This window comes from Nonomuraea typhae (assembly GCF_009760925.1).
GTDB classification, from domain to species: domain Bacteria; phylum Actinomycetota; class Actinomycetes; order Streptosporangiales; family Streptosporangiaceae; genus Nonomuraea; species Nonomuraea typhae.
The window spans coordinates 181,057-200,803 of the sequence record NZ_VRLV01000008.1; the positions used below are offsets into that span (position 1 = coordinate 181,057).

Annotated in this window: 15 protein-coding genes; 6 read left to right on the forward strand and 9 right to left on the reverse strand. The window is 72.1% G+C overall.

Annotation, left to right across the window (positions count from 1 at the left end; genetic code table 11):
• Positions 1-37: 37 nt before the first annotated feature.
• A complete protein-coding gene (locus FVE25_RS29555; protein ID WP_157250366.1) occupies positions 38-757 on the forward strand; it encodes a class I SAM-dependent methyltransferase in 720 nt (239 codons plus the stop codon).
• Positions 754-1,980 (forward strand): acyltransferase family protein, encoded by a 1,227-nt coding sequence (locus FVE25_RS29560; protein ID WP_157250367.1) that lies wholly within the window; start codon positions 754-756, stop codon positions 1,978-1,980. Before FVE25_RS29555 ends, FVE25_RS29560 begins: the two co-directional genes overlap by 4 nt.
• On the opposite strand, the gene FVE25_RS29565 is transcribed toward FVE25_RS29560, so the two are convergent.
• The 5 genes from FVE25_RS29565 to FVE25_RS29580 form a co-directional block, all read right to left on the reverse strand.
• Positions 1,907-5,941 (reverse strand): alpha-(1->3)-arabinofuranosyltransferase domain-containing protein, encoded by a 4,035-nt coding sequence (locus FVE25_RS29565; RefSeq protein ID WP_181019751.1) that lies wholly within the window; start codon positions 5,939-5,941, stop codon positions 1,907-1,909. The two genes, FVE25_RS29560 and FVE25_RS29565, sit on opposite strands and share 74 nt — an antisense overlap.
• Before the next feature lie 104 nt (positions 5,942-6,045).
• The gene (locus FVE25_RS29570; RefSeq protein ID WP_246267623.1) at positions 6,046-7,173 is read right to left on the reverse strand and encodes a glycosyltransferase family 4 protein; all 1,128 of its coding nucleotides are present in this window, start codon (positions 7,171-7,173) and stop codon (positions 6,046-6,048) included.
• Positions 7,170-7,973, reverse strand: a complete 804-nt coding sequence (locus tag FVE25_RS29575) for a glycosyltransferase (RefSeq protein ID WP_157250369.1) — start codon at positions 7,971-7,973, stop codon at positions 7,170-7,172. The genes FVE25_RS29570 and FVE25_RS29575 overlap by 4 nt, the downstream gene beginning before the upstream one ends.
• Before the next feature lie 10 nt (positions 7,974-7,983).
• Positions 7,984-8,118, reverse strand: a complete 135-nt coding sequence (locus FVE25_RS56445) for a hypothetical protein (protein ID WP_281367923.1) — start codon at positions 8,116-8,118, stop codon at positions 7,984-7,986.
• 124 nt (positions 8,119-8,242) lie between these two features.
• Positions 8,243-9,829: an MmpA family trehalose lipid delivery protein gene (locus FVE25_RS29580; protein ID WP_157250370.1), complete on the reverse strand. Its 1,587-nt coding sequence runs from the start codon at positions 9,827-9,829 to the stop codon at positions 8,243-8,245.
• Positions 9,830-9,914: 85 nt separating this feature from the next.
• Here FVE25_RS29580 and FVE25_RS29585 point away from each other — a divergent pair, with 85 nt between their 5' ends.
• Positions 9,915-11,735 (forward strand): DUF2339 domain-containing protein, encoded by a 1,821-nt coding sequence (locus tag FVE25_RS29585; RefSeq protein WP_157250371.1) that lies wholly within the window; start codon positions 9,915-9,917, stop codon positions 11,733-11,735.
• Between the two features lie 21 nt (positions 11,736-11,756).
• On the opposite strand, the gene FVE25_RS29590 is transcribed toward FVE25_RS29585, so the two are convergent.
• Positions 11,757-12,143 (reverse strand): nuclear transport factor 2 family protein, encoded by a 387-nt coding sequence (locus FVE25_RS29590; RefSeq protein ID WP_157250372.1) that lies wholly within the window; start codon positions 12,141-12,143, stop codon positions 11,757-11,759.
• A gap of 252 nt (positions 12,144-12,395) precedes the next feature.
• Between FVE25_RS29590 and FVE25_RS29595 the strand changes: the two genes are divergently transcribed.
• Both FVE25_RS29595 and FVE25_RS29600 read left to right on the forward strand, forming a co-directional pair.
• On the forward strand, positions 12,396-13,838 hold the full coding sequence (locus FVE25_RS29595) for a serine hydrolase (protein WP_157250373.1): 1,443 nt from the start codon (positions 12,396-12,398) through the stop codon (positions 13,836-13,838).
• A 55-nt stretch (positions 13,839-13,893) separates the two neighbouring features.
• Positions 13,894-14,559, forward strand: a complete 666-nt coding sequence (locus FVE25_RS29600) for a response regulator (protein WP_157250604.1) — start codon at positions 13,894-13,896, stop codon at positions 14,557-14,559.
• Here FVE25_RS29600 and FVE25_RS29605 read toward each other — a convergent pair.
• Positions 14,494-15,654, reverse strand: a complete 1,161-nt coding sequence (locus FVE25_RS29605) for a sensor histidine kinase (RefSeq protein ID WP_157250374.1) — start codon at positions 15,652-15,654, stop codon at positions 14,494-14,496. The two genes, FVE25_RS29600 and FVE25_RS29605, sit on opposite strands and share 66 nt — an antisense overlap.
• Before the next feature lie 102 nt (positions 15,655-15,756).
• On the opposite strand from FVE25_RS29605, the gene FVE25_RS29610 reads away from it, so the two are divergent.
• A complete protein-coding gene (locus FVE25_RS29610) occupies positions 15,757-16,311 on the forward strand; it encodes a DUF6461 domain-containing protein (protein WP_246267624.1) in 555 nt (184 codons plus the stop codon).
• A gap of 34 nt (positions 16,312-16,345) precedes the next feature.
• Here the strand turns inward: FVE25_RS29610 and FVE25_RS29615 are convergent, their stop codons facing one another.
• Together FVE25_RS29615 and FVE25_RS29620 are read right to left on the reverse strand one after the other, a co-directional pair.
• Positions 16,346-18,523, reverse strand: a complete 2,178-nt coding sequence (locus FVE25_RS29615; protein WP_157250375.1) for an acyl-CoA dehydrogenase family protein — start codon at positions 18,521-18,523, stop codon at positions 16,346-16,348.
• Between the two features lie 60 nt (positions 18,524-18,583).
• On the reverse strand, positions 18,584-19,687 hold the full coding sequence (locus FVE25_RS29620) for a hypothetical protein (RefSeq protein WP_157250376.1): 1,104 nt from the start codon (positions 19,685-19,687) through the stop codon (positions 18,584-18,586).
• Positions 19,688-19,747: the final 60 nt, after the last annotated feature.

Here is a 19,747-nt window from a genome sequence, read left to right on the forward strand (position 1 = left end):
CAAATCGATAGAAACAGGTTCTAACGTGGGTTGGGCTATGGAAGAGACTCCGGTGCGCGCCGATCTCGCGCGGTCCTTACGGCTGTTCCGCGCGTTCCGCTCCGAGCAGAGCGACGGGGACGCCTACTACACCACGCTGGCTGCGGACACTGCCGCTCAGGTCGTGAAATATGTGGACCTGGGTGGGCGGACCGTGCTCGACGTGGGCGGCGGGCCCGGGTACTTCGCCCGGGAGTTCCGGCGGCGGGGCGCCCGGTGCGTCTGCGTGGACGTCAACGCGGGCGAGCTGGCCGGGGGCGGACTGCTCGGAAGCGCCCTCGACCTGCCCTTCCGCGACGGCAGCGTGGACGTCTGCTTCTCCTCCAACGTGCTGGAGCACGTGCCCGACCCCTGGCGGATGGCCGGGGAGATGGTCCGGGTGACCCGGCCGGGCGGGCTGGTCTTCCTCGCCTACACCAACTGGCTGTCGCCCTGGGGCGGGCACGAGACCTCGCCGTGGCACTACCTGGGCGGGGAGCGGGCCGCCCGGAAATATCAGGAAAAACACGGGAAGCCGCCGAAGAATCGGTACCAGGAGAGCTTGTACCCCGTGTCCATCGCCGCCGGGCTCCGCTGGGCCCGCCGTACCGGAGAGGCCGAGCTGGTGGACGCGCTGCCGCGCTACCTGCCCGGGTGGTACCGCCCCATGCTGAAGGTCCCGATCATCAGGGAGTTCGCGACGTGGAATCTGGTGCTCGTCCTGAGGAAACGCCCGTGAGAAAGCCCCCGGAGGACAAACTCGTCTACGGCACCCCCGGCACGGGCCGCCGCCCCCCTGCCCGCCCCGAGCCGGCCGGCGGCGGGCGAGACGCCGCGCTCGACGGGATCCGGGGGCTCGCGGCGCTCGGCGTCTGGCTGCTGCACGTCGGCGGCAACACCGGCGTCATCTACCGCGACGGCATGTTCGCCTGGATGACCACCCGCCTGGGCATCGCGGTGCCGATCTTCTTCCTGCTCTCCGGCCTGCTGTTGTTCCGCCCGTGGGCGAAGACGTTCATCGAGGGCGGCCCGGCCCCGAGCACGCCCCGCTACCTGTGGCGCCGCCTGCTGCGCGTCTTCCCCGCCTACTGGCTGGTGACCGCGCTGGCGTTGTGGGCGTGGAGCTCCCTCGACGGGTACGGCTGGGCCACCTGGATGCTCATGCTCCAGAATTACACCTCCCAGGGCCAGGCCCCGGACGGCCTCTACCAGATGTGGACCATGCCCATCGAGCTCGCCTTCTACCTGGCGCTGCCGATCCTGGCCTGGCTGCTGGGCCTGTGGGCACGGGGCGGCAACCGGCCGGTCAGGCTGCTGGGCGGCATCGCCGTACTGCCGGTGATCTCGATCGCGACCGTGGTGGCCGCGCACGTGTGGGACCAGCCGCAGCTGGCCCTGTGGCTGCCGCACCACCTCATCTACTTCGCCGCGGGCATGGCGATGGCCGTGCTATCGGTGTGGATCAAGGAGTCGCGGGCGGTGGACTCGCTGGCCCCGCAGCTTCTGGTGCTGGCGGTGCTGCTGTACGCGATGCTGAGCACGGAGCTGGCCGGGCCGCGCACGCTGTCGCTGCCGTCGATGTCGCAGTCGCTGTGGCGGATGATCCTGGAGACGGCGGTGGCGGTGCTGGTCGTGGCCCCGTTCGCGCTGGCGCCCAGGACGGGCGCGCTGCGCCACCGGGTGCTGGGCAACCCGGTCTCCGCCTACCTGGGCCGCATCTCCTACAGCGTCTTCCTGTGGCACGCCCCGGTGATCACCCTGTACTACAAGGTGACCGGCGCCGAGCCGTTCAACGGCAACTTCTGGCCGGTGGCCGCGTTCACGCTGATCGGCACGCTGCTGGTCAGCGCGGGCAGCTACCACCTCGTCGAGGAGAGCGCGCTGCGCCTCAGCGGGCGGCGGCGAGCTCCTGCTCCGCCGCCTGCTGCCGAAGCCGGGGCGCCGGCGGCTCCGGCACGCTGACCAGCGCCCCGAACAACGCCCCCATCGCCCCGCACGCGAGGAGCTGGGAGACCTGGTCGGTCAGCACCGGCAGGCCGAAGCGGATGCCGGCCGCCACGGCGGCCCCGGCGGCCACGAGCAGCACCGCTCCCAGCCACGGCGACCGCAGCCGGAACACCACCACGGCCGTGACCACGGACACCGCGATCATGCCCGGCCAGTTCGCCACCCAGCCGCCGAAGACGAGCGCGAGCACGATCACGTACGGCACCCGCCACCGGCCCAGCCGGGAGTCGGCGGCAGGGGCGGTCTGCAGCACGTGCTCGGGCCGCGGCCCCCGCATCACCAGCGCGAGCAGGGCCAGCACCGCGATCCCCGCGAGCCCGGCGGCCAGGGCGTACCAGTAGGTGCGGTCCGGCAGGTACTCCATCCGGACGGTGCCCGTGGTGCCCGCGGGCAGCTCCCACGCCTGTTTCCAGCCGTCGATCCGCGCCGGGCGCAGGGTCTGGCCGTCCAGCTTCGCCTGCCAGCCCTGGTTGAAGTTCTCGTTGACGACGAGGAAGGAGTCCTTGGGCGCGGTGACCCGGACCTCGCGCACGGACGGCGTCCAGGTGCCCTGCACGGCCGCCCCGGCGACCGCGGGCGTCCCCGGCTGGACCGAGCCGATCATCAGGGTGGACAGCGCCCACGGCTCCCAGCCGGGCATCCTGACCCGGTTGTCGCCCGCCGCGACGGCGGCCCTGGCGCAGCTCACGAACCGCACCGGCCGTTGTTCCAGCAGGTCGGCGTAGGTGCCGCTGACCTTGGTGGCGACCCGCTTGCCGTTCAGCTGCACGGACGGCCCCTGCCCGCAGCCGAGACGGAACGGGATGCCCTCGGGCCGGGCGGCCGGCCGTACACCGGGGATGATCAGTTCGGTGACCTGCAGGCGCCGGGAGGCGGCGAAGAAGCGGAGCTTCAGGGTGCGCGTGGTCATGGGCTTGAAGGTGAAGTAGCCGGCCGCGGTCACCCGGGCGCCGCGGGAGACGCCCTTGTCGCCGGTGGCGATGACGTCCAGCGGCTCCTTGTCGCCGCCCGGGCGGGCGATCTGGATGCGCGAGATCGTCACCGGCTTCTTCCAGCCGAGAGTCAGCGCCGGCTCGGCGTCCGGTCCGGCGGGGATCCAGGTGGTGCTCGCGTCGGCGTCGAAGGCCGCGCGCGGGGCCACGACCGGATCCTTGCTGACCTGCGACGAGCCCTTCACGCTCGGCAGGTCGTCGGTCAGGCGGGTGTAGCGGTCGACGAGCGCAGGGTCGCGCAGGACGGCGAAGCCGCTCAGCCCGGTCTGGACGGCGTCGCCGGCGGTGAAGGTCCGGTCGAACCCGGCGCCCTCCTCCCCGGGCTTGTCCAGCAGCGGGTTGCAGACCCAGCGGGCCTGGTTGCGCATGCAGCGCGGGCGCTCGTCCACGCCGCGGTCCATGACGTACACCTCGCCGGTGGCGCGCGGCAGGCGGACGGTACGGCTGGGCAGCAGGCCCGGGATGGAGACCTCGCTGACGCCGATCCGCTGCACGAAGCTCCACGACTGCTCGACGGTGGCGACCACCTTGATCCGCACCCAGCTCGTGGCGCCGGACGGCACCCGCAGCGCCTGCGCGGAGTTGGTCTGCTCGACGTCTTGGACGATGCGCCCGGCCTCGGTCTCCACGGCCACCGTCTTGACGGACTGGCCGATCAGCACGTTGTTGGTGAAGGTGACCTTCATGCCGGGCAGCGTGCGCTCGCCGGGGAAGTCGATGCGCAGCCACTGGCCGGTGGGCGGCTCCCAGCCGCTGGTCTCCCAGTTGGTCTCGTAGTCGCCGTCCAGTGCGGCCCAGGGGCCGCGTCCGCTGGTGCTGATGCCGGGCACCGCGGCGGCGTCGGAGGCCGAGGAGGAGGCGGTCACGGCGGAGACGCCGTCGTACTCGGCGGTGGCGGTGTCGTCCAGCCAGCCGTCCTCCAGCAGGTCGAGGGCGCGCACGCCGGTGAACTCCTCGCGCTGGTCGGCGGTCAGGGTCGGCGAGTAGTTGGAGCGCATCTCGCCGAAGTGCCGTTCGCGCAGCCGGAGCGCGTCGCTGACCACGGCGGGCGCCTCGCGGGTGCCGGCGTCGCCGTTGACCAGCACGGGCGCGTCGCCGAGCAGGCCGAGGTCGCCCATGGACAGCAGCGAGTCCGGCCCGCCGCGTACGGCCAGCGTGTCGCCGGCCGGGAGCACGCCGACCACGCCCGAACTCCCGGAGACCTCGTACAGCTCCAGGGCGGGGAAGGGCCAGTCGACGGAGTTCTCGGCGTCGTCGGTGACGGTGTCGCCCACCTCGCCGCCGAACGCGTGCAGCCGGGTGATGCCGGGCGACTCGCGCAGCGCCTCGTAGATCCTGGCCGGGTAGGCGCCGGCCACGACGGCCCGGTTGAGGTCGTTGCGGACCAGCAGATAGCGCACGCCCATGCGGCGCAGCACGTCGGTCAGGCCGGGCGAGCCGTGCCCGGCGGCCAGGCGCTGGTCCACCGCGTCGAGCAGGCGGCTCAGGCCGACCGAGCCCGCCGCCGTCACCTGCCGGGTCGTCCAGCGTGCGGTGAACATCGGCTGCATCGGGTCGTCCATCGGCCGGCCCCACAGGTACTCGCCGAACTTCGCGCCGGGCACGATCAGCACCCCGTCGTCACCGGCGTTCTGGTTGAGCCAGGCCGCCGCCTCGCGCCAATAGAGCGGCACCTCCTTGAACGACCCGGGAGCGGCCAGGCCCTGGTTGAACACGGGCAGCACCAGCACCGCGAACGCGGCCACGGCGACCGCCTTGACCGGCACCCTGACGCGAACCAGCAGGTGGGCCAGGCCCAGCGCGAGCGGCAGCCGTACCAGGGGGTCGAACTTCCGCAGGTTGCGCAGCGGCGCGAGCGGCCCGTCGAGCAGCCAGCGCACGGGCTCGGCCACGACCGGCTCCAGCGCGCTCATGTGCCCGGCGGTCAGCGCCACGACGCCCACCAGGAACATCGCGATCACGAAGCCGCGGGCGGGCAGGTCACGATGGGCCAGACCGGCCAGGCCGAGCGCGGCGATCACCGCGGTCACCACGATCATGAGCGCGGAGGTCGCGATGGCGTACCCGGGCGGCTGGGTCTCCACGCCGTTGACGGTCAGGAAACGCACCCAGTCGGAGGCGCCGCGCAGCACGTTCGTCAGCGAGGTGACCTGGGTGGTGGCGCTGGTGGTCTCGGTGTAGGGCAGGAACGAGAAGGCGTAGCGGCCCACCAGCAGCAGCGGCAGCCACCAGAACACCGTGGCCACGCCCACCGCGCCGCCCCACCAGCCGAGCATCCGCCAGCGCGGCACCGGCTTCGGCCGGGTCAGGATGTAGATCACCGGCACGACCAGCACGGCCAGCACGGCCACCGCGTTGACGCCGCCGCACAACGCGACGGCCAGGCCGGACCTGACCGCCGCCCGGGCCCGCTGGCCGGTCTCCGCCGCGGTCAGCAGCGGCAGCAGGATCCACGGCAGCATCGCGGCGGGCAGCCACTCGGCGGAGATCTCCCCGATGATCGACAGCACCCGGGGCGCCAGCGCGTAGGCCAGGGCGCCGGCGATCCGGGTGCCGTCGCTGCCGATGCCGAGCTGCCTGGCCAGCCGCTCCACGCCCAGGAAGGCCACGCACATGAGCAGCGTCAGCCAGAGCCGCTGCGTCACCCAGGCGTCCAGGCCGACCAGGTCGCCGAGGGCGAAGAACGGGCCCATCGGGAAGAGGTACCCGGCCACCTGGTTCTGGAGCTGGCCGAAGTGCTGGGCGTCCCACAGGTGGGCCAGGCGCTCCAGCCAGCCGACCGGGTTGAGCGCCAGGTCGATCTTGGTGTCGGAGATGATGGCGCCCGGGCTCGTGGTGAAGGCGAGTACGGCGAAGCCGAGACAGCACAGCACCAGCCAGACCCGATGCCGGGCCCGCGCACCGACCGGAACACCAGGGCTCACACCGGCTCCCGGCTTCGCCCCGGCTGCCCGTGTCATACCGGCTCCCGGCTTCGCCCCGGCCTCCTGCGTCACGCCTGCTTCCGGTTTCGCCTCGGCTGACCGGGTCACGTCAGCTCCCAGCCGAACACCCGCATCCGGCCGACCGGGCGGCCGAGGGCCAGCGTCGCCAGCCGTTCCGCGCTGTTGTCCCAGCGGAACCCGGAAGCCCAGCTCCGGCACCTGTCGCTCTGGGTGCCGTCCAGTTCGTCGATCGCGGCCGCCACCCCTTTGGCCAGGTCGGCGCCCTCGGCCACCAGCCACCCGGTCTCGCCGTGCCGGATGGCGTCCCTGAGGCCGTCCACGTCGAAGGCGACCGTGGGCACGCCGAGCGCGGCCGCCTCCAGCACGCACAGCCCCCAGCCCTCCCCCTGGGAGGCGTTGACCTGCAGCCACGCGGTGGAAATGAGCTCCTCCTTGACTTCTTCCCGCACGTAGCCGTGCATGGTGACGCCTTCGGGCAGCCGTGCGCGCAGCCGCTCCTCCTCGGGGCCGCGCCCGACGATGTCCACGGTCAGCCCCGGCCAGCGCGCACGCAGGTCCGGCACGGCGTCGAGCAGCAGGTCCACCCGCTTGTGCGCGACCAGCCTGCCCACGCACACCAGCTTGGGCGCCCGGCTGCGCGCCGCCCGCGGGCTGCCGGGCTCGACCCCGTTGGGGACGATGGCGATCGGGCCCAGCCAGTTCAGCCGTTCCCGCATGGCCGCGACGGTCGAGGGCGAGACCGCGACGCTCTGCCGCCCCCGGTAGGTCCAGCGCGAGGCAGGGCCTTCGAGGAAGCGGCCGAGCATGGCCTGCCAGCGTGACAGGTGCACGCCGAACTGCCGGTCGTGCACGTGGTGGACGACGCAGATCACCCTGGTACGGCGGTGCAGCACCCACGGAGTGAAGAACGGGATCCCGTTCTGGCAGTCGAGCACCACGTCGAACCTGCTCCGGCGGCGCAGCAGCCACAGCAGCACCAGCGGGTAGACGGTGAACAACCCGCCCATTCTGGCCAGCCGTACCCCGTCGACCGTCTGGCGGCGGGCCTGGCCAGGCGCCCGAGCCGTCACGAAGCACACCAGGGCGCCCGCGGCGGCGAAGCGGCTGGCCATCTGCCAGGCGTACGTCTCCGCGCCGCCGGCCGCAGGGTGCCAGGGGTCTCGCCAGTTGACGACGGCGATCCGCTGACCGGCGAGTTCTGACGGGATCACGGAGATCCGACGGGGTCGGGCGCGTGCTCCCACGCGGGCCGCACGACACCGTGGGACTCGGCGTGCAGGCGCAGCCAGATCCGGCCGAGCTCCAGCACGATGCCGGCGCTGTGCCGGGCCGGGGAGAAGCGCGATCCTGGCATGTCCCGCCATTGGATGGGGATCTCCATCGCCTGAGCGCCTGCCGCGGCGCAGCGGGCCAGGAGTTCCACGTCGAAGGCGAACCCCGGCGTGCGCAGTCGCGCGGCGACCTCGCGGGCCAGGCGGCCGTCGAAGAACTTGAAACCGCACTGGGTGTCGCTCACCCCGCGCACCAGGCGCCGCGCGAGCGCGCGGAAGCCCACCGCGCCGAGTTCGCGCACCCGGCTGTGGCGGTTCTCGACCTCGGAGAAGGCGTGCGCCCGCGACCCGATGACCACGCGTTCGCCACCGAGCAGCAGCCCGACGGCCACGGTGATGGCCTCGAGGTCGGTGGCCATGTCGGCGTCGCAGAATCCGACGAGCGGGGCCTTCGTCACCAGCAGACCGGCGCGTACCGCGGCTCCCTTGCCAGGGATGGCGCACTGGACGAGCCGGACCGGCACCTCACTTTCCGGCCAGTTCCTGATGATGTCGGCGGTGGTGTCCGTACTGTTGTTGTCGACGACGATGACGGCGGTTGGGAACGGCATTTGGGCAAGCTTCGCGCACAGCTGCAATAGGCCCCCGGGAAGTCGCCGTTCCTCGTTGCGGGCGGGAACGACGATCTCCAGCAGTGGTGTTCGGCTCGTCCTCTCGTCCCCTTGGGGGGAGGGCGGCATGGCGTGTGGTCTACCGGTCGCCGTAGTTGTAAAGCGGCCTGTTGACAGGTGTGGCCGTAGAACCCGTCAGCGAAACGGTGGTGATCGTCGTCACCAGAGCGGCCACGGCGATGCCGATGATGGCTGCTAAGAGGATCTTCATCACGGGGGTTCCTCCTCTAGCGGGCTTGCGATGTGGGGGGCCGTCACAAACCTAGAACCAATTCTAGCTACTCGGAAGTAGCTAGACGGAATCTTAATATTCCGGACTTGTCGGGGAGGTGGTCAACCTAGCCCGTAATGCCCCCGCCGAGCTCATAAAGCCGCAGATCCGGGGCGTCCATCACCAGCCGCGCCCCCGGCAGCGGCCCCTCAGCACCCGGCACATCCACCACCACGAACCGGATCCCCGCCCCCGCCAGCCGCACGGGCTCCCCCAGCATCCCCGCCACCCTCTTGGCCCGCGCATCCTCCGTCCCCACCACCAGATCGCCGACCCTGACCGAGTCGTTGACCACCACGTCCCTGCCCGCGGTCGCGAAAAAGCGCTGCGCCGGATCCAGCACCGCCCGGCCGGCGTTCCACGGGAAGCGCCGGTAGGACTCGAACGGCAACACCAGCACGTCACCCGGCGCCGGGTTCCGTGCGACGATCTCCCGCGCCCGCATCCAGCTTTCCGGGTACGGCACGGCCGCCAGGGCGCCGGAAACCCCCCACGCCATGGTCGGCAGGACAGCCAGCGGCACCAGCGCCATGGCCACGGCCCACCGGGCGGTCACCCTCGCTGTCAGCGCCCCCAGCCCCACGGCCACCAGAAGCGCCAGGGGTGCCAGGTACTGCTGACCGTCACGGAAGACCGCGAAGCCACTCCAGACACCGATCAACGCCTTGAGCACCTCCCTGCCGGGTTCCACCGCTCCCAGGCAGGCGATCAGCAGCCCCGTCCCTGCCGCCACGGCCAATCCGCCAAGCCCTTGGCCGCCGGCCTCGCCGCCCGCCGGGCCGCCACGCCACGCGAACCAGAACCCCACGACCCCGGCCGGCACCAGGGCGAGCCTGGCCACCGCGCTCACCGGGTCGTCGAAGCCCGGCGGCACCGCCCAGGCGTTCCAGATGCCGCCCAGGGACAACACGCTGCCGATCGTGCCGAGGGGTCCGTCGGCCCGGACCGCGAAGGCGTCCACGCCCACCGGGTCGCCGATCAGGCCGTCGGGACGGATCAGCGCGGTCACCAGCCACGGAAGGCTGAAGGCCACCAGCAACCCGGCCACCCCTCCCGCCGGCCTCCACCTCGCCACACCCTCCCGCTCAGCCACGCCCTCCCGCCCCGCCGTACCCGCACGGATCGCGCCCCGGAGAGCGACGGGCAGGGCCGTGAGGGCGGTGACGGTCATCGCGGCGAACCCGCCCACGGCGGCGGGCAGGAGGGCGGCGGCGGGGAGCCGGTGGCGGATCAGGGCGCGCACCACCCAGGGCAGCCCCGCGTACCCGAGCAGCAGCGCCCACTGCCCCATGAGCAGCCGCTCGGCCACGTAGGGGTTCCAGACGTAGAAGGCGCCCGCGACCAGCCGGGGCGCGAGGGCGGCGGCGGGGACCAGGAGGGCCGCGCCCGAGCAGCCGAGCATGAAGACGCCCAGCAGGACGAGCTTCTGCACCAGGTCCGCGGGCACGATCTGGGCCAGAGCGGTCACGACCAGGTCACTGGGGACGGCCCTCGGTGCGCCGCCGGTCAGGCCGAAGGTGAAGGACGAGAAGGCGGGGTCGGGGACGAAGACCATGTCCTGGAGAAGGATGTAGCCAGGTGCCAGGCCGGGGCCGACGCACAGGGCGCCCAGGGCGAGGCCGAGCAGGGCAGCCCAGCGCCCATAGCGCGACACCTGCGGAAACATTCCGATATAACACCACATCACAACCGGACAACGCCCATTCCATCGGGATCAACGGCGTCGTTAGCCTTCATGCGTGACGGCGGCGAGCGAGACCGTGGTGGAGCCCAAGCAGTGGCTGCGCGGCGACGGCGTGCTCGCCACGGCCATGGTGATGATCGCCGTCCAGCTCGTGTGGAAGTTCGACCTGGTCCGGCGGACCTACTTCAGGCAGGACGACTTCACCTTCATCGCCCGCGGCCTGGAGAACGACCTGACCTGGGACTACCTGATGCGGGCCGAGTACGGGCACCTGATGCCCGGCCCGTTCGGCGTCCACTGGGCCATGGGCCGCCTCGGCGTCTACAACGACGTGCTCATGCACGTGATCACCATCGTGCTCATGGGCGCGGCCGCCCTGGCGTTGTTGCGGCTGCTCTTCCTGTTGTACGGCTCCCGCCCGGCGATCCTCGTCCCCTTCGGCTTCTATCTGCTCACCCCGCTGACGATCTCGTCGCTGTCCTGGTGGGCGGTGGTCATCGAGACGCTGCCGTTCCAGGTCGCGCTGCCGATGGCCCTGGCCGCGCACGTGCTCTACGTCAGGACCCGCCGCTTCCGGCACGCGCTGGCGGCCGCCGGGTGGACGGTCTTCGCGATGGTCTTCTTCGTCAAGGCGCCGTTCATCCCGGTGCTGGCGTTCGTGCTCACCGCCGGCTGGCTGGGCGGCATCCGCCGGTGGCAGTGGCCGGCATGGGCTCTCTACGTCACGGTCGTGGCCGGGTACGCGGCGATCCTGTTCCCGGCGTTGTTCACCTCGGTCCAGCTGACCAACGACACCATCCAGCCGAGCCTGCCCCCGCTGGGCGTGGCCGCCGCCTTCGCCTGGCGGTTGTTCTCCGGCTCGCTCGTCGCCTCCTCCCTCGGCGGGCCGTGGCGCTGGCACCCGATCGGCGACGACTACGCCATCGCCGCCACCCCGGAGCCCGCCATCTGGGCCGGGCTCGGCGCGGCCGCCCTCGTCGTGGCGCTGACGATCCGCTACCGGCGGCGGGCCTGGCTGGCCTGGCTCATGCTGCTCGGGTACTTCGCGCTGGCCGACGTCGTGCCCGTGATGATCGGCCGGATCGAGCAACTGGGCCCGGACCTGGGCGGGTTCGAGCTGCGCTACGTCGCGCCCACCGCCACCCTGCTGGCGATCGTGCTGGCGCTGGCGTTCGTCCCGCGCGAGGGCGAGCGCCGGCTGCGCTTCGTGTGGATCCCCTTGGCCGCCGTCTTCACCGCCGGATCGATCTGGTCGATCACTCAGTACACCCGCCTCCCCCTCGGCGTCCACGTCAGGTCCTACGTCGAGACCGGCCGCATCGCCCTGCGCCGGGCCCCCTCCGGCCTCGTCGTCCTGGACACCCACGTGCCCGCCAAGGTCGTCTACCCGATCTTCTTCTACGACTACGCCCTCACCTCCCGAGTGCTCGGCCCGATCGCCGGGCGCCCGGTCACCTGGGTCCGGAAGCTCGACGGACCCGTGCGCAACCTGATGACCTTCGACGACCGCGGCCGGTTGCGGCCGGTGGACATCGAGGGCCTGACCCTCCCGGCCGGCGCCGCCTGCCGCCCGATCGGCTCCGGCACCGAACGTTTCCGCCTGCCCCTGCCTCTCCCCCAGGGCACGTGGACCGTCCAGGTCAGCTACCTGAACCCCGCCCCCGCCCGGCTCTCGATCGGCCTGGGCGCCGGCTCGGCCGACGTCCAGGCGGGCAAGGACCTCGGCTGGACCTACGCCACCGTGAAGGGCGGCGGGCAGGAACTGACCATCACGTCACCGGGCGGCGCACGCCCCTGTGTCGGCGAGATCCGGGTAGGAGTGCCCATGCCCGCCAAGAACGCCGCCCCGATACCCCTCCAGCCCGTCACCCCCTAACCCGTGCCGCCCCAGCCCATCTCACCCCGCCCAGAACGCGTCATGCTCCTCCTGGTCGGCGATGACCTCCCAGCGCTCGGCCACCAGGCCGTTCTCGAAGCGGTAGACGTTGACGTTGTCCATCGCGATCCGGCGCCCGCGGCGCTCGGCCGTCCAGTGGTGCAGGACCACCGCGTGCGAATCGTTGGCCAGCACCGAGCGTAAGTCGGTGCGGAAGGTGCCGCCGGTCTCCCCGAGGACCAGCGTGCCGAGCCGTACGACGGCGTCGATCCCCCGATGCGTACCGGCCACGATGCTCGTCCCGTCGACGTGGAAGACCACGTCCTCGGCGATCAGCGCCCGGTATGCCTCGAGATCACCGGCGGCCAGCGCGTCGTACAGGCGGCGGGTGACGGCTTCGGGATCCATGCCGCCAAGCATGCCGGGAGGGCGGGACCGGCACATCGCCCCAGGGTATGACGCCGCCTATGACCAAGGACATACTGCTCGAGGAGGTTCCGGCGCCCGGAGCTCACGGACATCCCGGGTGGCGCACTGACCATGCCGGCAACTTGGTGTCAGCACCACGCCAATCCGCCGACCCCCGCCCACCTGCGCAAACCCGCCTCCTGCCCAGGTTTCTCCACCCCGGACCAAGATCCCTCCCTAAGATCACCTGACATGTCGATATTTCAGAAGAGCCGCCGCGCCGCCGCGGGGGTAGCCGCCGGCACCCTCTTCCTGACGACCCTGGGGACCTTGGGTGTCACCCCCGCCCAGGCCGCGGCCGAAGGACGGCCCAGCCCGGTCTCCGCGTTCCTGAAGCGGACCATGGACGAGGCCCGCTTCCAGGAGGTGCTCGACCTCGCCCCGCCCGGCTCGGCCCAGGCGCGCAGGCTCGCCGAGGTCGAGGAGAAACTGGCCGAGTCGCCCGCCGGCTACGCCGCCCGGTTCGCCGCGGCCGATCCCCAGCCCATCGTCCAGCAGCCGCAGCTCGACGTGACCGTCCTCGAGCTCGACCGCTACGGCCGGCCGACGTCCTCCGGCACCGTGCTGATGAGCCCGGACCACCCGGACGGCGTCATCGTCCCGGTGGACCGGAACTTCCGCACCACCGCCGTCCGCTGGCGGCAGTGGGACGACGCCGGCTGGTACGCCAACCAGGGCAAGGGCACCGTCGACATCGTGCCCGGCCGGGAGAACGCACCCATCGACTTCATGTCCCCCTACCCGGCCTCCGTCCTGAAACTGATGGTCGCCTTCGGGGTGCTGCGCCTGGTGGACAAGGGCACGATCGCCCTCACCGACACCTACGACTACCGGCCCACCGAGACCAGCGCGCTGTGTGAGACCCAGAACCCGACCAGCAAGACCGTCGGCACGTACCTGGAGGCCGCGCTCACCTCCTCCAACAACCCGTCCACCTGCGCCCTCGTCAAGCTCCTTCACGACAAGGGCGCCGTGACCGAGCTCAACCAGACCTTCCAGGACCTCGGCCTGGAGACTCTGCAGTTCAAGAACACCAACCCGGCCACCGGCGGCCGGTGGTCCAACCCGGTCACGATGAGCTCGCTCGACACCGCCAAGCTGCTGGCGCTGATCAACGGCGTGCCCGGCCGCGCCTGGACCGCGCCCAACGGCTCGCCGGTGACCTCCGGCGTGCTGAGCGCCTCCTCCCGCCAGGTGTTCAAACGGCACCTGGCCGACCAGGGCTGGAACGACATGCTCTCCACCGTCAACCGGTGCGGCGGCGCGTACCCGGCCCCCGGCATCCCGCACACGGTCGCCCAGCGCTGGATCGGCGCCGACGGCACCGTCACCGTCGCGGGCAACAGGTTCGGCCGTGACGTGCGCCCCTGCAACGACGCGGCCGAGGTGAGCTTCGCCCACAAGACCGGCTGGGTCAACAACTCCGGCGCCGACGCCGGCATCGTGCGCTCGCTGCCCGGCAAGGACGGCAGGCACTACATCGTGGTCGCCTTCACCAATCTCGGCACCCAGTACACCGACGCCAACCGGCCGCCGGCCGAGCCCGGCATCCTTCCGGTGACCTCCACCGAGAAGCTCGCCCGCCTCGGCAAGGCCGTCGACGCCTTCGAGGCTCGCAGATGGGCGAAGCGGTAACGGACGCCCGGTGCGGCCCGGTCCCCGGGCCGCACCCGCTACCTTGTGAACCGTGATGATCCGACTGGCCGTGGTAGACGACCAGCCGGCGGTACGGCAGGCCCTCCGGTTCTATCTGCGATCCGAGCCCGACATCGAGATCGTCGCCGAGGCCGGCGACGGGCAGGCGGCGGAGGAGGTCGCCCGCCGGTTCGAGCCCGACGTGATGCTCATCGACATCCGGATGCCCGGCACCGACGGCCTGACCGCGATCCGCCGCATCTGCGCCCGCGGCCCGCGCCCCGCGGTGCTCGCGTTGACCACGTTCGACCTGGACGAGTACCTGTTCGGCACCCTGCGTGCCGGCGCCGCCGGGTTCCTGCTGAAGGACGGCCCGCCCGAGATGTACATCCAGGCCGTCCGGCTCGCCCACCGGGGCCACGGCCTGATCGACCCGCAGGTGACCCGCCGCCTCATCCAGCGGTTCGCCCACGGCACGCCCCCGTCGCCCGGCATCCTCACGGCCCCGGCCGAGACGCTGACCCCGCGCGAGCACGACATCGTCCGGCACGTGGCCCGCGGCCTGTCCAACCGCGACGTCGCCCGCCGCCTCGGCATCGGCGAAGGCACCGTGAAGACGCACATGAACCACATCTTCGCCAAGCTGAACCTGCAGTCACGCGCCCAGGTGGTCATCTACGCCTACGAAAACGGCATCGTCACCCCTGGCGACCCCGCCTGACCCGGCCAGGGGCAGCTCGGCCGTCACCCGCCAGCCGTCCGGCCCCGGTCCGGCCTCGAACGTGCCGCCCAGCGCCTCGGCCTTCGCCCGCATGCCGTACACGCCCCAGCTGGGCGCGGCTTCGGGGTCACCGCGGCCGCCGTCGTCGCGGACCTCGACCCGCAGCGTGTGCGCCGAGGTGGTGACGCGCACGTCGGCCGTGCTCCCGCGCGCGTGCTTGGCGGTGTTCGTGAGCGCCTCGCGCACGATGTGATAGGCCGCCTCCTGTACGGCCGGCGGCACGTCACCCGGGTCGGGCAGCGGCGCCAGCCGTACCTCCAGGCCGCCTCCCCCGAGGCGGCGGACCAGGTGGGGCAGCCCGGCGAGCCCTTCGCCCGGCGCGGTGTGGGCGGCGAGCAGGCCGCGGACCTGCGCCAGCGCCTCGTCGGCCAGATCGGAGATGGTGCCCAGCGTCTGCCCCTGCGCCTCGGCGCCCGCCCGACGTCCGCCCACGGCCTGCATCCGGATCGCGACCAGGTGGTGCCCGACCACGTCGTGGATCTTTCCGGCGATGCGCAGGCGCTGCTCCAGCTCCCCCGCGGCCAGCCGGCCTTGCAGCTGGGCCCGTCGTTCCCGCTCCAGCCGCAGCGCGACCCCGACCCCGACCAGCATCAGCCCGCGCAGCAGCGCCTCGATCACCATGGCGGGGCTGACGGCCGCTCCGGCGTACGCCTGGTTGATCACCACGCCGGAGAGCATGGCGGCGGAGACTCCGAGCCCGGCCGGGAGGGGCGGGCGATGGTAGGCGGCCGAGACGAAGACGGCCAGCACCAGGATGTCGCTGCCCGGCACCCAGACGCCCGCCAGATGCCCGGCCGTCATGACGGCGGTGCAGGCCAGCCCGGTGAGCACGGGTAACCGGCGGCGCCCGACGACCAGCGCGCACATGAGCACGGCGAGTCCGAGCGCGGCGGGCTCGACCGGGAAACCGCGCGAGCGCCCGCCCCAGAGGAGCTCCAGGCCGGCCATCGTCAGGCAGCCCAGCAGGCCGGCGGCGCCGAGCGCCAGGTCACGGGTGAGTGGGGGCAGCCTCCGCCACCGGCTCACGAGCCTCATGGAGCGATGATCTCAACTCCTGGCGGCCGGCGCCTCCCTCGGCCGAGGGATTGTCGGTCGCGGCTGTCATGATGCCGGGCGTATCCGATCGAAGGAGTTGCCGTGGCCGACCTCGGCGAGATCTATTGCGTGTCTTTCGTGCGCGGCGTGGCGCCGGAGGAGGTGCTGCGCAGGTTCGGGGTGGATGAGGACACCTTTACGGAACTATCCATCGACGAGCTGGCCAGCCGCTCATGGGAGGAATACGCGGAGGACTCGGCGGGCTGGATCGGCGCCGCCTCACTCGGCGACTGGACCGTCCTCGTCGAACCAGGCGGGTGGAAGACGGCCGTGGACGAGGAGGTGTACACGAAGGTTTCCCATGCCGCCGAGCTGGTATCGGTCTGCCGGCACGACTACGCCAACGACAGCTTCCTCTACGCGGTCGACGGCCGTGGGATCACCTGGTTCGACCCGGAAATACCCGACAGCCGCGTAGGCGCCGAGCCCGACCGGCTGCTCGACCGGATGCGCAGGCTCGGGCTCGACCCCGATGCGGAGGAGATCGACGACGCCCTGGAGCGGGCCTTCAAGCTGGCTGACGAGCTCACTGGGCTGACCTACACGCCGGAGTTGCTCGACCGCCGCTTCCTTGCCGCCGAGCCGGTCTACGACTGAGACCGGGGACGGAGATGCGCCGTCCCCGGTGGGGTCAGCGGCCGGGCTCCGGATCGCGGGGCAGGCCGAGCATGCGTTCGCCGATGATGTTCAGCTGCACCTCGGTGGTGCCGCCGTAGATGGTCATCGCCCTGGTCGCCAGCACGGCGCGGTTCCAGTAGCCGGGGTCGCCGAGCTTCATGTCGGCCGCCGCCGTCGCCCGCGCGCCCAGGAGGCCGACGGCGGCCTCCGAGACGTGCTGGGCGTGGGAGGTGGACAGCAGCTTGCGCACCGACGCGTCCGCGCCGGGCTCGCTGCCCGCGAGCTGCTTGAGCGTGACCCGGAGCGACAGCGCGTTGATCGAGTGGCCCTCGCAGATGACGCCGGCCAGTTCGGCCGCCTCCACGGGGGTGAGCTCGCGGCCCAGCCGGGAGACCAGGCCGAGCAGGTCGGGGACGGACGCGCCGGTGCCGCCCGCGCCCGACGAGAGCGAGACCCGCTCGTTCGACAGCGTGTTGCGGGCCACCCGCCAGCCGTCGTCGACCGCGCCCACGACCAGGTCGTCCGCGACGAACACGTCGTCGAGGAACACCTCGTTGAACAGGTTCTCCCCGGTCATCTCGGTCAGCGGCCGGACGGTCACCCCCTCGCCCTTCATGTCCACGAGGAAGTAGGTGATGCCGTCGTGCTTCGGCTTGCCCGGGTCCGTACGGGCGATGCAGATGCCCCACTCGGCGACGTGCGCGACGGAGGTCCAGATCTTCTGGCCGTTGAGCCGCCAGCCGCCCTCGACCTTCTCCGCCTTCATCTGCACGTTGGCCAGGTCGGATCCGGCGCCGGGCTCGGAGAAGAGCTGGCACCAGATCAGCTCGCCGCTGAGCGTCCTGGGCAGGAACCTCTCCTGCTGCTCGCGCGTGCCGTACGTGGCGATGGACGGCACCACCCACGCGCCGATGATCATCGCGGGCAGCTTCACGCGGGCGGCCTTCAGCTCCTGCTGGATGAGCACCTGCTCCAGCGGCTTGGCGGCACGCCCCCACGGCTTGGCCAGGTGCGGCATGACGAAGCCCTGCGCGGCCAGCGCCCGCTTCTGCTCCTGCCCCTCCAGCTCGGCGATCGCGGCGAGCTCGGCGGCGATCCCGGCGCGCATCTCCTCGGCGCCCTCGGGCAGCTCGATCTCCATCTCGCGGGCGACGCCCTGCAGCGCGAGCGCGGTCACGGAGGCGGCCCACTCGGCGCTCGGGCCGAGCAGCGCGCGCAGCGTGAGCGCCCGGCGGTAGTACAAGTGGGCGTCGTGCTCGTAGGTGTAGCCGATGCCGCCGAAGGTCTGGATGGCGTCCTTGGCGCACTGCACGGCGGCGTCGGGCGCCATGACGCCCGCGATCGCGGCGGCGTACTCCAGCTCGCGGCCCTCCGCGCGGGTGGCGTCCCAGACGGTGGCCCTGGCCTGCTCCAGCGCCACCAGCATGCGCGACAGCTTGTGCTTGATGCCCTGGAACTGGCCGATCGGCCGCCCGAACTGCTCGCGCACCTTGGCGTAGTCGGCCGCCGCCCGCACACACCACGAGGCCAGGCCGACCGCCTCGGCGCCGAGCAGGATCGCGGCCAGGTTCCGCACGTCGGGTCCCTCGACGCCGTCGAGGATCCGCTCAGCCGGTACGGCTGCCGCCGCCAGCTCGACCTTGGCCACGGCGCGGGTGATGTCGAGCGACGGGACGGCGGTCACGGTGGCGGCGGAGGCGTCGACGGCCACCCATTCCTCACCGTCGTCCGTGGTGACCGGCAGCACGAGGATGTCGGCCGACGCCCCGCCGAGCACGGGCTCCGCCGTACCCGAGACGACCAGGGAGCCGTCGCCGGAGCGCGTGCCCGTGAGCACGGAGCCGAGCGCCACGGCGGCGGTCAGCGTGCCGTCGGCCAGGCCGGGCAGCAGGGCGTGCTGCTTGGAGGCGTGGATGACGGCGCCGGCCAGCACCGTGGGGACGTACGGCCCCGGCGCCATCCGCTCGGCCAGCGCCTCGATCGCCACGGCGGCCTCCAGGAGGCCGTAGCCGGATCCGCCCGACTCCTCGGGCAGGTGCAGGCCCAGCAGCCCCTGCTCGGCCAGCCCCGGCCAGAACGCGGGGCGGCCTTCCTCGCTGGATCGCAGCAGTTCGGCGGGGATGTTCCGCTCGGCCCAGCCGCTGACAGACTCGCGGAGCGCCTCGTGCTCCTCGCTCAACCCGATCGCCATTACCCAACCTCCAGCGGGTCCCGTGCCATGACAGAACCATATTCTAGAGGATGCTTCTGTCTATAGCGGGCGCACGCCTTTCACGAGCGTGGCCAGATCGCGCCACTGCGCCTTGCGGGTGTTCGGTACGGTCGCCAGCAGCATCGCCGGCTTGCGCTTGCCCACCTCGACCACCGCCACCAGCGCCTCCGAGAACGTGCTGCCGTGGGTGACCCGGTAGCCGAGCAACCAGCCGGTGCCGGTGGCCAGCGGCTGCGAACCCGTCCAGGTCAGCGTCGCGCCCGCGGGGAACTGGGAGCGCAACGACCACCGCGCCGCCCGCACGGCCAGCTCGCGGTAGCCGGTCTCCTCCGCCGGCTTCGCCTTGGGGACCGTGATCGGGTACTTCGCCGAGACGATCATCGTGTACGGCCGCGCCACCTTGCCGATGCGCTGGGCCACCGTGAACGGGGCATACGACTTGGCCCTCCACGGGACGCCGAGCCTGGGGTACACGATCCCGGTCTCGGTGTCGGCGACCAGGCCGATGACCACCGCCGCCTTCCCCGCATAGGCGGGGAACACCTTCGTGGCCGGGACCGGCGGCAGCGTCACCTCCGCCCCCGGCCCGCCTCCGGCCAGGGCGGGAGTCGCGGAGGCGCGCTTGGGGGCGCGATCCGGGGTGTCGCCGCCGAAGAACACGAAGATGAGCACGACGGCGAGGATGGTGGCGATGATCGCGCCGACCATGTAGACGACGCGGAACGGGATCTCGCTGATCCCCCGCTTGCGCGGCGGCGGCGCGATCATCGGCATCCGCGGCCCCGGCGCCCTGGGCACCGTCACGGTCTCACTCGCCGCCTTCGCCTCGCGCGGAGCCGGGGGGACGGGCGTGGACGGACGCCTGGCCGGGGGCGCGGGGCGTGGTGGCGCCTGCTTGGGGGCGGGGCGGCGCACGTACATGGTGGTGCTGTCGTCCACCTCGGCGGACACCTCGTTGGCCACCTCGGCGGACACCTCTGCGGACACCTCGGCGGGTGTCTCTGCGGGCGCGGCCGCAGGCGCTTTCGGCCGCACAGGACGGCGGACGTGGACCGTGGTGTTCTGGTCGGCCTCTTCGGGCTCGGGTTCCAACTCCTCGGGCAGGACGATCCGCGGCATCTGGACGGTGTCGTCAGCGCTCACGTCGGCAGGCAGGACCACCCGCGGAATAGGCCCGGTTGGAGCATCGCAGGAAGATACGTG